Consider the following 12,207-nt stretch of genomic DNA (forward strand, 5'->3'; position numbering starts at 1 on the left):
TTGATTAATACAATAACGGGGAAAAGAACATGTTCAGCATCAGGAATATGAAGGTCGGAATGCGGCTTGCAGCAGCCTTCGGCATTATTGTGACGTTACTGATAGTGATTGGTGTGACATCTATTACCAGAATTAACAATATCAATACGGCGATCTCGTCGATCGTTGATGATCGCTATGTGAAAGTACGACTGGCATTTGATGTGCGCGATGGCGTCAACGATCAGATCAAATACCTGCGCGGCATGGTGATCGACACGACACATCCGGAAAATAATGTGAAACGTTATGGTCAGCTGGATGAAGCCACGCAACGTACCAACCGCGCCATGAAAAGGATTGAAGACATTCAGGTCACGCCAATCGGTAAGAAAAAGATCGCCGGTCTGCTGGCCTCTTCTCAGGCATTTGAAAAGGTTAAAGCCGAATTAATTACCCTGGTAAAAGCGGGCAACTTTGATGCAGCAAGCATCTATGTGTTGAAATCAATGACGGCTACCCAGAATAAATTCCTGCAGGATGCCGTGGATTTTGCCAACTCTCAGGATGCACAGCTGCGGACTGAAGGTCAGGGTATTGTGGAAAACGGCCAGTCTGCTATCTCCATCACGCTGATTTTCTCCGCACTGGCCATTCTTGCTTCTATCATGCTGGGCTACTTCCTGACCCGTTCAATCGTACGCCCGCTGGTTGCAGCTGTTGATGTCGCTGAACGTGTGGCGGCCGGCGATCTGAGTACCCAGATGCAGGTGACCTCACGCGATGAAACAGGTGTTCTGATGCAGGCATTGCAGCGGATGAACGATAACCTGCTATCAATTGTGACGGAAGTGCGTACCGGCTCCGACACTATCGCGGTTGCATCAACGCAGATTTCCAGCGGCAACCTTGATCTCTCAACCCGAACTGAGCAGCAGGCCAGCTCCCTGGAAGAGACCGCCTCTGCGATGGAGCAGATGACGTCGACGGTGAAACACAATGCCGACAACGCGCGTGAAGCTAATCACCTGGTTTCCACCACCTCCAGCGTGGCACGTGAAGGTGGCGTGGTCATGGAGCAGGTCATCGAGAAGATGGAAGCCATCGCCCTCTCCTCACGCAAAATTGTCGATATTATCAGCGTTATCGACTCGATTGCCTTTCAGACCAATATCCTGTCCCTTAACGCCGCCGTAGAAGCCGCGCGCGCGGGTGAACAGGGTCGTGGCTTTGCCGTCGTGGCAAGTGAAGTGCGTAATCTGGCACAGCGCTCAGCTTCCGCAGCCAAAGAGATTAAGGTGCTGATTGAAGATTCTGTCGCTAAAGTCGATGAAGGCAGCAAACTGGTGACGCATGCAGGTTCAACCATCGGTGAAGTGGTGAACAGCGTGCAGAGCGTGGCAAACATTATGAGCGAAATCACGATCGCCAGCAGCGAACAGAGCAGCGGCATCCATGAAATCAATCAGGCAATTACTCAGATGGAAGCGGTAACGCAGCAGAACGCCGCGCTGGTACAGGAAGCATCAGCCGCCTCTCAGGCACTGCAGGATCAGGCCGAGCGCATGGCACAGGCGATGAGCGTGTTCAATACTGGCAAGCTTTCTCTGCAACCCGTACTGCGTTAATCCTTCTTAACGGCCCGCCCCGGCGGGTCTTTTTTTACGCGATGATGGAGAGCGGATAGATTTCAGGCGGTTAACACTGTTTCCGAGACAAAGAAAGCTGACGTCACCCGACGCGTGCAGGAAGGGTTTGAGGTTTGAGGTTTGAGGTTTGAGGTTTGAGGACAGGAATAGCGGACACAAAAAAGGCCGCCAGAGGCGACCTTTTATTACTATAAATGCAACAACGCTATAAAGCTCACTAGCCTTTATCAGAGCGCGCGAAGCTGGCTCTGAGTTGCAATCCTTGCCATGTTCACCTGAACGACGACAGATTTGCAGAAAATGCATTTCGCTCCATGCGGATTGGCTCTTGTAACATCAAAATGTGATGTACGAAACTGTGAGCCATTACAGTGAGGACACTTAAAAGTAATTTTCAGTCCTTAGAGACCAACAACGTTCGCAGCAGCTGGGCCTTTGGCGCCATTTTCTACTGTGAATTCAACTTGCTGACCTTCATCTAATGAACGGAAATCGGTGCCCTGGATTGCAGAGAAATGTACGAATACATCTTTGCTGCCGTCTGCAGGAGAAATGAAACCGAAGCCTTTCTCTGCGTTAAACCATTTAACGGTACCGCGAATTTTGTTAGACATGCTTAAATCCTTAATATATCGAGCCTTCCGGCATAATGGCCTGAGAACAGATTTTAATCAGAACGTAAGAGAAGACTCAAAAAGAAGGGATGTCTCGCGACAAACTTAGAGATGAGAACTGCTTTGGTTACTTACTTTGATAGTGTCTGTTAATCAAACCGACGATTCATTAGGCCACACTTCTCACAGTGACGCAACTCCTAATTCAAATTAATCGTAATCCGTCGACTGGAGAACATGAAAGCGCGAGACTCTCTCAGGGAAGCAGCCTGGCAGGGCTCTGCAGCGATGCGTTCCTGCCGACATAAAGAGAAGTGGAGATACCCACAGAGCAAAAAAGGGCGAGGCTCACACCTCGCCCAAAATATGCCGATCATCAGTCGTAGTAAGGAACCTTACGATCCACGCCGTTGATATTGATCAGCACAAAACCGGTCGGCGCGGTCTTGTTAGTCGGTGTACCCGCCGCAGTCGCCAGCGTCACCACCCCTTTCTCGTTGGCACCGATACCCGCCAGCCCATTGTGCATGCCGAAACGTGCAGCGGGTTTCAGGTTGCTGATTTTGGTGATGTCATCAACCATCGTCATATCTGACTGGAACAGCGAGCAGGAACCGGTATCAAACCGGGTGGGACCCGTGGTCTTCAGATTGAACATGGTCTCGCCGCTATTGGCTTTCAGCTTGACCCAGATTACGGCATAGGTGGTCCCTACCCGGCCATAACGAATGTCCAGCACAGAAGGTTGTCCCATATGGTAAGCATCGGCCCAGACCGTCTCCAGTCGCTGCAGGTTGATCAGGGTTTTACCTGTGGCCGGCATATTTACCGGTGAACCGGCGGTGCCGGACGGCGTGGTGGCATCCGCTTTACCGATCAGCTCCATCACCCATTGCTGGTTAGGCGCCGGGAAATAGAGCTGCCCCAGCCGATACCAGTTATCGGTAGCGGTGTTGTTCACCACTTTATAGCCACTGTAATAGCCGGCACGCAGTGAACCGGTCATGAACGTGCCGTAGTTCTCATCCCGACGGTAGCCATATTCAAAAGTCGATAGCCATTTGTTTCCGGCTATATCATTGGTGATTTTCGCCCCCGCCTGCAGGTTGATATGACGCATCACCACGCGGGCATTGTTGAGATTGAGCGGCGTGGCGCAATCTTCAATGTTAAGCGTTTCGATGTTCCAGCCCCCGTCCGACAGATCACCCGGGTTAGTCGTGTGCTCAATCCAGACGTTACGCATGACTCCCTGCGTGACGCGCGGCATGTAGAGCGTGGCGTCCCCATAGCCCGACTGGAAGTTAGCATTACACAGCTCAATCGCTGTTGAGTGGTCCCAGTTTCCCTTTGGTGTATTTGACCAGCCGACATCAAACACACGGGAATAGGTACTGGAGCTGTAGATCTGATCGAATTTACTGTCGAGCGTATCCTGCAGTTTAAAGACAGTTCCCCCGGTGCTTTGAGCCTTGAAGCAGAAGATATTGACGATCTGGCCTCCAACAATCGTATTTTCAAAGAATGGCTGAATGTTGCTGCACTGTTCAGGCGTGACGGTGACTTTGAGAGAGGTGTCGACAGTTCCGGCGTTAGCCTGTCCGTGCCAGCAAATGCCTTTAATGACGATTTTGCGCGCATTCACCTTGAATACCGTATTCGCGCTTTTGTCAGAGACAATGGTGGTGCGGGGTGACGATCCGAGTTCGGTATCATCACCGCTGATACCAAAGAACGGCAACTCCGTATCGGTGAGATCGATGGGTGAAATCAGGAAGCGGCCACCCGGAAATCGCACCGGCATCGCTTTCACGTAGGTGTTGTAGGTCTGGGTCCATGCCAGCATCCGCTTGAAAGCATCAGTATCATCGGTGACGCCATCTCCTTTCGCACCGAAGTGCAGAATGTTCACTTCCGTAGGATCGTTGATGGTGCGTTTCCAGTAGAAACCGTTGCCTATCGCCACCGTACCGCCATCATCTTTTAGCGGTGTCGTACTCAGGAAACCGACAAAGTCTGCGCCACCCCGGAAGCTGGAGTCCTTATCGTAATAGCGTTTAAGGCTGGCGACTTCACCTGATTTTGGTGGAACAGTGGTACGCAGTTCAGCAAAAGAGTTAACTTCGATCATAGAATCCTCCTCAGGATCACAGAGATATCGCGCTGAAATCAGCGCACTACTTAGCCGCAGCCGGATGGCCGCAAAGGGAGTCCCACATGTCGTTGTGGGTGTTGATGGCGCGCACCGTACGAACGTCCATTTTTTGCGCGTCATCGCCGTAGGTATAAAGAGGGGAAAAAAGTACGCAGGCAGAGTCGGTAATCGCTACCGGCTCAGGGTTTGTGGTATTTCGACTGCTGCAGCTTGTCACGAGCAGTAGCGTCATCAAGGCTATGGTTGTCGGTCGCCACACGGTTAGCCTCCTCGCGGTTGTGTTGTTGCTGTTGCGCCACCGCGCTAACGCGAGACGCCTCCTGTTGCGCGTTATCGACGTCAGAACGTGCTTTTTGCTGCACTTTGCCGATTTTTTTGCCGCCGAAATAACTGGCGCCCAGCGCCGCAATCACGCCAGCGAGTGCGGCCAGCCAGTGCCAGCTGCCGCCCAGTAAGGTGGTAATGAGAGTCATGGTTTCGCTCCTCCCGCCTGCTCCTTCGCGGTGAGCAGGTTTTTCTGACGAACAAACTGGGCAATCACCCCCATCGCCACCATGAACGCGCCCACGAGCCCCAGGTAGTTGTGTGGCAGAATCGATTTCACGTCTTCCGGCAGCACGTTCCAGGCATCAACGGCGGCAGAGGGGAATGACTGCGCCCAGGCGCTGAGCATGGAGCCCAACGACGCAAGCCAGACAGACCAGGTTTTGAAGAGCAGGCGGGCATGAGAGACAAACTGCAGGGTGGTAAAGCGCTGCAGCAGCAGCAGAATGATGATTGCCGTCAGCACGGCAATGAGAAACATGAGCCATCTCATAGCAGCCCCCTGTAAATCGCATAGGTGCCGGTGCGCATCATCTCCGCATGACGCCGGGCCCGGCCCGGCGTCTGACGCGCCCAGAGGCTGTTCATCATCGCGTCAGCCGCATCACTAAACTGTTCAGCGATGATGGAGGTGAGCATGTTTTTGAACTGCAGGACGCCCTCCACGCCCAGTTGATACGTCATGCTCAGCAACACATCGGTGCGAGCGTCATTGCACTTTGTCAGCGCATCGCGCAGCAGCTCCCTGCCCTGCATCTCCTGAACTTTGTTTTCCAGAATGCACTGCTTCCAGACATCACCGACGCGCCGTGGCACGCGGAAAGTGTAATTACTGAGCGACGCCCCTTTTGGCCCAATGCGTATGCCGCCCGCCACCGTGGGGAAACCCAGCGTGTCGAGATAAGGTGTGTCGACATATCCCTCTTCAAAATTCAGTACTGCGATGATCTGGCTCATACGGACTCCTCAATGACGAATTAAGGCCTTCAGCCTTGTGAAAATAAATACATAACGCCCGCTGATCATTAACAAGCCCGGCACAGCAAAAGGCCTTGCTGAAGCTGCAGCAAAACTAAACAGTAATTCAGCAGATTGCGCCCAATGAGAGCTGGAGATAACAAAGCCTTAGCCGGAACGAAAAACGGCGCGCGCTTCGTGCTTCAGCTCACGGCGTAGAGATGAACATGCGGAAGACAGCAATTGTCGAAACTGGGTGTTTCCTGACTGGTCACGCGGGGTGTTGTGATTGCGCGATCAACGCGCGGGGCGACCTGACGCTGGCAGATTTGCTCTGCACGCCTCAGGGTTGGTGGTTCAGCTGGAAAGTTCAGTGCCTGATCGATGCTCTGTTGCAGGCTGCTGAGAGGCTGGCGCCGCCGATGGCGACGCGTACGTGCGTTGCCAGTGAAAACGCTTTTGCCATAGTGAATAATCGCCATAACTCCTCCTGTGAATGAGTATTTGGCGATGGGGTGGCAGGCGCGAGCTTTCGGGAAACCGAAGGGACCCGAATGTCGTATATCGCGGTCGCACGCTCACCGCCCGGCTGCGTAAGCAGCCAGGTGGAAAGTAAGCGAGGGGAAATAAACGGCATCTGACGACGCTGCATTTGCGCATCCACCCCATCCCAAAGTTCACTGACTTTTGGGTGGTATGATTCGCGCTTGTGCAGCGCCTGAATTGTTTAAGAGCGGGTCATCCCTGAAAAGAACGTCTTCGTTCATCCATGTCCAAATTATTAACAGGTTCTTATGCTTTATCAAACACTGTTGGTTAATTTTTTATTTACCGCTGGTTAAATTTATGAATTTATGCCGATTATTTTTTTGCAGCTCTCCGGAGAAAAGCGGCAGAAACGGCTTTAGCCGAGAATTTGATAGTGTCGCGCCTGGCTCATAATCACTTTTGCGAGCACCTTCAGGCTGGTGACCTCATCACGATTGAGATACCACGTTTCATAGCGTTTATTATCTGATATCACTGCAATTTTTTTATGCTGCAGCTGCAGGCGTTTGAGGTAGAGCTGCTCGTCGAGGGTAAAAATATAGATACCATCGCCGTCAAACATCCGCACGCTGATATCCACAAACAGCTGATCGCGCGGTGCAAAGGTGTCAGCCATAGAATCACTGTTGATAGCGATCAACCGAATGTTTTCCGCCGGACGGCCGTTGAACAGAACCCGTGCCTCATCCAGACCATATTCAATCGCCTGGATAGTCTCGACAAACTCATCGCGCGCGGGCAGGCCCGCAGCACTGCGCTGACCAATGTCGAGGCTATCAATACGAAACACACTCTTTTGGCCAGTGAGTGTACTCATCGCTACAGGTTCAGTGGATTGCTCCATGCCGTACTGGAGCCACTCTACCCTGACGCCCAGCAATTGACTGAGTGCCAGTAAATTGCCGCCATCAGGCACTGACTGCGCGTTAAACCACTTCCACACGCCTGGCGTTGAAATTTTACAGCCTTGCTGCTGCAGAGCTCTGGCAACCTGTTTGTTTCGTCCATGTCCGACAATGCCGGCACTCTCACAGGCCGCTATCAGCCTGGCGGTGAAAGCTTGTCTTGTACTTTCTTTTTTAACCATTAGTTAATAATCAGCCATAGAAGAGATACTGGATGTTATTTTCGTTATTGCTACCAGTTCATTTTATATTACCGCTCGTTTACTACCTAACCGCTTTATCAAGCATTGCTAACTATCATTATCCGCTTCAGCCTGCGGCTAAACAAAAAATATTGCCTCAGGCCGCTTGCAGCCCCGGCTTTCAGGAATGTTCCGTAAGAAATTGCGTGAATATCAGGCAGCATAATTGCCAGGGATGACGAGAACAGAACAGAAAATGATCTGATGCGCAGAAAATCCTATCTTTCACTGGTCCGAAAAATCGGGATAAAAAAAACGGGAGCCTTTGAAAGACTCCCGCTTTGTTAAAAATTATCGTCGTTATGGGCGGAGCGTATCGTCTCCCCACGCTATCCATTTATAGGTGGTCAGCGCCTCTAACCCCATGGGGCCACGGGCATGCAATTTCTGTGTACTGACCGCCACTTCCGCGCCCAGGCCAAATTGACCCCCATCGGTGAAGCGGGTGCTGGCGTTGACATAAACCGCTGACGAGTCGACCTGACGAACAAAACGCGCGGCATTACGCGTATTACGGGTGAGGATAGCATCTGAGTGCTGTGTGCCGTGCGTACGAATGTGATCGATCGCCTCATCCATATCCGCCACCAATTTAACGTTAAGATCCAGCGACAGCCACTCGTCATTGTATTGCTGAGGATTCACGGGTTTCACCGGGGCGGGGCCATGCTGAAGTTGTGCCAGCACGTTGCTGTCAGCATGCAGCGCGATTCCTTCCTGCGCCATTCGCGCGCTGAAAGCTGGCAGAAAACGTTCGGCCATCGCCTGGTCCACCAGCAGCGTTTCCAGTGAGTTACAGGCGCTGGGACGCTGTTTCTTGGCGTTGACGATCACATCAAGTGCCGGTTCAATCTCCATCGTCTCATCAATGTAGATATGGCAGACGCCAATGCCGCCTGTAATCACCGGAATGGTGGAGTTCTCGCGACACAGTTTATGCAGCCCGGCTCCGCCGCGCGGGATCAGCATGTCGACGTAGCGATCCAGCTTCAGCAGCTGATTCACCAGCTCGCGGTCAGGATTTTCAATCGCCTGGACAATGGCTACCGGTAAACCGTGCTGCTTCAGCGCGTTCTGAATGACCCGAACGGTGGCCGCATTGGTGCGCCAGGTCTCTTTGCCGCCACGCAGAATAGCGGCGTTGCCGGTTTTCAGGCACAGACTGGCGACGTCAACCGTCACATTAGGGCGCGCCTCATAAATCACCGCAACGACGCCCAGCGGCACGCGACGGCGTTCAATGCGCAGCCCGCTGTCGAGCTGACCACCGTCGATTAACTGCCCTACCGGATCGGCAAGCTGACAAACCTGGCGCACATCGCTGGCGATGCTGCTGAGGCGTTGCGGATTAAGCGTCAGTCGATCTAATAACGCGGCACTCATGCCGTTCTGACGCGCATCGGCTAAATCCAGCTCGTTAGCCGCCAGAATGTCAGCGCTCTCGGTTTCCAGCCGGTCAGCAATCGTCATCAGAACATCGTTCTTTTCTGCCGTTGACAGATCGGCCACGGTATACGCTGCGGCACGCGCCGCTTTTCCCATCTCTTCAAGCATTGTCCGCTCCTTAACTGACGATCATGTCGTCGCGGTGAACCGCCACCGGGCCATATTCATATCCCAGGATCTCGCTGATCTGCTGACTATGATGACCGGCGATCATTCGCATCGCGTCGCTGTTGTAGCGTGAAACGCCGTGAGCGATATCCCGGCCCTGCAGGCTGCGAATGCGGATCACTTCACCGCGCGAGAAATTTCCCTGGATCGCCCGGATCCCTTTCGGCAGCAGCGAACTGCCACGTTCGATAATGGCTGCCAGTGCACCGTCATCGACGGTGATCTCACCCGCCGGAGGCGCACCGAAAATCCAGCGTTTACGGTTTTCCAGTGGCGATTGCTGCGCATGGAAGCGCGTACCGACCGGCTTACCATCAATCACATCGCTGATCACGCCGCTGCGGCTGCCCGAGGCGATGATCACATCGATACCGGCACGACAGGCAACATCCGCCGCCTGAAGCTTAGTCGACATGCCGCCAGTGCCGAGCCCGGAAACACTGTCGCCTGCCAGGGCGCGCAACGCATCATCAATGATATGCACATCACTGATCAGCTCAGCCTCAGGATTGTTACGGGGATCGGCGGTGAACAGTCCCTGCTGATCGGTCAGCAGCAGCAGCTTGTCGGCGCCGCCGAGCATGGCCGCCAGCGCCGAGAGATTGTCGTTGTCGCCCACTTTGATTTCAGCGGTGGCGACAGCATCGTTCTCATTGATCACCGGCACAATATGGTTATCCAGCAGCGCACGCAGCGTGTCGCGGGCGTTCAGAAAGCGTTCGCGATCTTCCATGTCGGCACGGGTCAGCAGCATCTGACCAATATGAATACCGTAGATAGAAAATAACTGTTCCCACAGCTGAATCAGACGACTCTGCCCCACCGCAGCCAGCAGCTGCTTTGAGGCGATGGTCGGTGGCAGTTCGGGGTAGCCCAGGTGCTCGCGTCCGGCGGCCATTGCGCCAGAAGTCACGATCACAATGCGGTGGCCTGCGGCGTGCTGCTGCGCGCACTGACGAACCAGTTCCACCATGTGCGCCCTGTTCAACCGGCGAGATCCGCCGGTAAGAACGCTGGTACCCAACTTGACCACTAAGGTCTGACTGCCACTCATATTTCCTGCCGTAGAGAAAAATTTTTACGAAAGGACGTTTTAACAGGAGTCGATAAGGAAGCCAACAGCCAGCGGGGGAAAAGCACGAAATTACGCGGACAAGGAGGTAGACCAAAAGTTCATGGTTAACAAGAAATCATGAAAAGTGTCATAAAAAGTTCATCACTGACGGGTAAAAAGTCCGTGTTTTACAAAAACTTTCATTTTTTTACGGTGTTCACATTGGGATTGATAGCAAATGAAGAAAAGCACACTGGCCATGCTCCTCTCCACGCTGACGCTGGCTTCTGCCGCGCAGGCTGCCGAAATCTATAACAAAGATGGCAACAAACTGGATTTGTACGGCAAAGTTAAAGCTGAGCACTACATCAGCGATAATGCCAGCCAGGATGGAGACAAGTCCTATACCCGTATCGGCTTTAAGGGTCAGACACAGATTAACGACCTGATGACCGGTTATGGTCAGTGGGAATATCAGTACAACGTTAACAACTCCGAAGGCAGTGACGCCAACAATGGCAACAAAACCCGCCTCGGGTTTGCTGGTCTGAAATTCTCTCAGTACGGTTCGGTAGATTATGGCCGTAACTACGGTGTGCTGTATGACGTTGAAGCCTGGACTGACGTGTTCCCGGAATTCGGCGGTGACGGTACAGCCCGCTCTGATAACTTTATGACACAGCGCGCCACCGGTGTTGCGACTTATCGTAACAATAACTTCTTTGGTCTGGTCGATGGCCTGAAATTTGCGCTGCAGTACCAGGGCAAAAATGACGCGTCCAGCACCAACACACGTACTGATATTAACCGTCAGAATGGCGACGGCTACGGTGCGTCTCTCGGCTATGCTCTGGGTGATTCTGGTGTGAGCCTGATGAGTGCCATCACCTCATCTGACCGCACCAACCAGCAACAGGCGCGCGCTTATGGCGGCGGTGACCGTGCGGATTCCTGGGGCGCAGGCGTGAAGTATGATGCTAATAGTGTCTACCTGGCTGCAATCTACACCGATACCCGTAATATGACGCCAATCAGCGGTACCAACCGTGCCACCGGCGCAGCCGTTGCGGGCGCAGCCAACAAAGCGCAGAACATCGAACTGGTGGCGCAGTATCAGTTTGATTTCGGCCTGCGTCCGTCAATCGGTTATGTACAGACCAAAGGCAAAGATATCGAAAACGGTATCGGCGATGCGGATCTGGTGAAATATATCGATGTGGGCGCGACCTATTACTTCAACAAAAATATGTCCGCCTTCGTTGATTACAAAATTAACCAGCTGGATGACGACAATGCGCTTTCGCTTAACAACGACGACATTGTGGCGATGGGTGTAACTTACCAGTTCTGATTTCAGGCTCGCAAACCGGGCAGATTTGGAGCTGGCAGCAACGCATAAATTCAACACGCAGGGAACACGGTCAGAAGAGGAAAGCGTCCCGCGCCAGGACGGCGCGGGCCGAGCGTGCCATGGATGGCGGCTTTTGCGTCTTTCCGATCTGACCGTGTTCTCTGAGAAGGCTCGATCCAACAGCGGGTCAGACTTCAACAAAAATGGCGAGTTTTTAAACTCGCCATTTTTTTCGTCTTTATTTCACTACACTACCCTATCAGGCGCTCAGCTTTACCGGTTTCTCATCGAAATCGCTGGCTGGGATCAGATCCAGCTCGAACTCTTTCAGCATCGCTTTCAGGCGGGTATGGAAATTCCGTAAGGTCTCTTCCACGCGCGCCGTGTTCTCTTTCCCCTTAATGGTTGCCACCGACCAGTCACCCTCTTTATCGAACAGACCGATATGGTAGACATAGGTAAAGTGGTCAGCCTGTGCTTCCAGCTCCATCCACCAGCCCCAGAACTCTCGCAATTCCGGTGCCGGTTTCACATTGACGCAGGCAGCCAGGCAGTCGAAGAAGAAACGGGTTTCGCCACATTTCCCATCGCGAATATAAGGCCCAAGCTCCGTAAAGCGCTTAAGCAGGCGACTGCGGGGATGACCACTTGGTAACGTCATGCTGATTCTCCATAGGTTTTGACAGCTATACAGCCTTGATTTCCGGACGGCCAGCACGACGCTACACCGCATGGGCCCGATGACGTCATATTTCACTTAGCGGCAGCCCGGAAGAATTCCGCTACTAGTTGTAGCAAATACTGTAAATTTTGC

At 53.0% G+C, this 12,207-nt stretch carries 13 protein-coding genes; 2 read left to right on the plus strand and 11 right to left on the minus strand.

What is annotated here, in order from left to right; all coding sequences use genetic code 11:
* Nucleotides 1–29: 29 nt before the first annotated feature.
* On the plus strand, nt 30–1,607 hold the full coding sequence (locus H7K52_RS11575; protein ID WP_033761898.1) for a methyl-accepting chemotaxis protein: 1,578 nt from the start codon (nt 30–32) through the stop codon (nt 1,605–1,607).
* A gap of 248 nt (nt 1,608–1,855) precedes the next feature.
* Here H7K52_RS11575 and ymcF read toward each other — a convergent pair whose 3' ends face one another.
* From ymcF to proB, 10 genes are all read right to left on the minus strand, one after another.
* Nucleotides 1,856–2,026 (minus strand): cold shock small protein YmcF, encoded by a 171-nt coding sequence (ymcF, locus tag H7K52_RS18960; protein WP_085980553.1) that lies wholly within the window; start codon nt 2,024–2,026, stop codon nt 1,856–1,858.
* A gap of 3 nt (nt 2,027–2,029) precedes the next feature.
* Entirely contained in the window at nt 2,030–2,242 is a 213-nt protein-coding gene (cspE, locus tag H7K52_RS11580; protein WP_003854408.1) for a transcription antiterminator/RNA stability regulator CspE, read from the minus strand.
* A gap of 376 nt (nt 2,243–2,618) precedes the next feature.
* Entirely contained in the window at nt 2,619–4,373 is a 1,755-nt protein-coding gene (locus H7K52_RS11585; protein WP_182630063.1) for a glycosyl hydrolase family 28-related protein, read from the minus strand.
* Nucleotides 4,374–4,576: 203 nt separating this feature from the next.
* Nucleotides 4,577–4,870 (minus strand): hypothetical protein, encoded by a 294-nt coding sequence (locus tag H7K52_RS11590; protein ID WP_105099457.1) that lies wholly within the window; start codon nt 4,868–4,870, stop codon nt 4,577–4,579.
* Complete coding sequence (locus H7K52_RS11595; protein WP_008924848.1) at nt 4,867–5,214, minus strand: DUF7940 domain-containing protein; 348 nt, start codon at nt 5,212–5,214, stop codon at nt 4,867–4,869. Before H7K52_RS11595 ends, H7K52_RS11590 begins: the two co-directional genes overlap by 4 nt.
* Nucleotides 5,211–5,678, minus strand: a complete 468-nt coding sequence (locus H7K52_RS11600; RefSeq protein ID WP_003854415.1) for a lysozyme family protein — start codon at nt 5,676–5,678, stop codon at nt 5,211–5,213. Before H7K52_RS11600 ends, H7K52_RS11595 begins: the two co-directional genes overlap by 4 nt.
* 203 nt (nt 5,679–5,881) lie before the next feature.
* Entirely contained in the window at nt 5,882–6,160 is a 279-nt protein-coding gene (locus H7K52_RS11605; RefSeq protein ID WP_003854417.1) for a transcriptional antitermination N peptide, read from the minus strand.
* 422 nt (nt 6,161–6,582) lie between these two features.
* Nucleotides 6,583–7,314, minus strand: a complete 732-nt coding sequence (locus H7K52_RS11610; RefSeq protein ID WP_008924846.1) for a S24 family peptidase — start codon at nt 7,312–7,314, stop codon at nt 6,583–6,585.
* Between the two features lie 360 nt (nt 7,315–7,674).
* On the minus strand, nt 7,675–8,928 hold the full coding sequence (proA, locus tag H7K52_RS11615) for a glutamate-5-semialdehyde dehydrogenase (protein WP_039659021.1): 1,254 nt from the start codon (nt 8,926–8,928) through the stop codon (nt 7,675–7,677).
* A 10-nt stretch (nt 8,929–8,938) separates the two neighbouring features.
* A complete protein-coding gene (proB, locus tag H7K52_RS11620) occupies nt 8,939–10,042 on the minus strand; it encodes a glutamate 5-kinase (RefSeq protein WP_008924844.1) in 1,104 nt (367 codons plus the stop codon).
* A gap of 238 nt (nt 10,043–10,280) precedes the next feature.
* Here proB and ompC point away from each other — a divergent pair, with 238 nt between their 5' ends.
* Nucleotides 10,281–11,393, plus strand: a complete 1,113-nt coding sequence (gene ompC, locus H7K52_RS11625) for a porin OmpC (protein ID WP_003854421.1) — start codon at nt 10,281–10,283, stop codon at nt 11,391–11,393.
* Nucleotides 11,394–11,652: 259 nt separating this feature from the next.
* Here ompC and crl read toward each other — a convergent pair whose 3' ends face one another.
* Complete coding sequence (crl, locus tag H7K52_RS11630) at nt 11,653–12,054, minus strand: sigma factor-binding protein Crl (protein WP_003851176.1); 402 nt, start codon at nt 12,052–12,054, stop codon at nt 11,653–11,655.
* Nucleotides 12,055–12,207: the final 153 nt, after the last annotated feature.

Origin of the sequence: Pantoea hericii, assembly GCF_014155795.1 — a bacterium.
Lineage (GTDB): Bacteria > Pseudomonadota > Gammaproteobacteria > Enterobacterales > Enterobacteriaceae > Pantoea > Pantoea eucalypti.

Bases quoted from the DNA above. Each gene is read 5' to 3' on its own strand.
- H7K52_RS11575 (WP_033761898.1), top strand. From the start codon at position 30: ATGTTCAGCATCAGGAATATGAAGGTCGGAATGCGGCTTGCAGCAGCC.
- cspE (WP_003854408.1), bottom strand. From the start codon at position 2,242: ATGTCTAACAAAATTCGCGGTACCGTTAAATGGTTTAACGCAGAGAAA.
- H7K52_RS11585 (WP_182630063.1), bottom strand. From the start codon at position 4,373: ATGATCGAAGTTAACTCTTTTGCTGAACTGCGTACCACTGTTCCACCA.
- H7K52_RS11590 (WP_105099457.1), bottom strand. From the start codon at position 4,870: ATGACTCTCATTACCACCTTACTGGGCGGCAGCTGGCACTGGCTGGCC.
- H7K52_RS11595 (WP_008924848.1), bottom strand. From the start codon at position 5,214: ATGAGATGGCTCATGTTTCTCATTGCCGTGCTGACGGCAATCATCATT.
- H7K52_RS11600 (WP_003854415.1), bottom strand. From the start codon at position 5,678: ATGAGCCAGATCATCGCAGTACTGAATTTTGAAGAGGGATATGTCGAC.
- H7K52_RS11605 (WP_003854417.1), bottom strand. From the start codon at position 6,160: ATGGCGATTATTCACTATGGCAAAAGCGTTTTCACTGGCAACGCACGT.
- H7K52_RS11610 (WP_008924846.1), bottom strand. From the start codon at position 7,314: ATGGTTAAAAAAGAAAGTACAAGACAAGCTTTCACCGCCAGGCTGATA.
- proA (WP_039659021.1), bottom strand. From the start codon at position 8,928: ATGCTTGAAGAGATGGGAAAAGCGGCGCGTGCCGCAGCGTATACCGTG.
- proB (WP_008924844.1), bottom strand. From the start codon at position 10,042: ATGAGTGGCAGTCAGACCTTAGTGGTCAAGTTGGGTACCAGCGTTCTT.
- ompC (WP_003854421.1), top strand. From the start codon at position 10,281: ATGAAGAAAAGCACACTGGCCATGCTCCTCTCCACGCTGACGCTGGCT.
- crl (WP_003851176.1), bottom strand. From the start codon at position 12,054: ATGACGTTACCAAGTGGTCATCCCCGCAGTCGCCTGCTTAAGCGCTTT.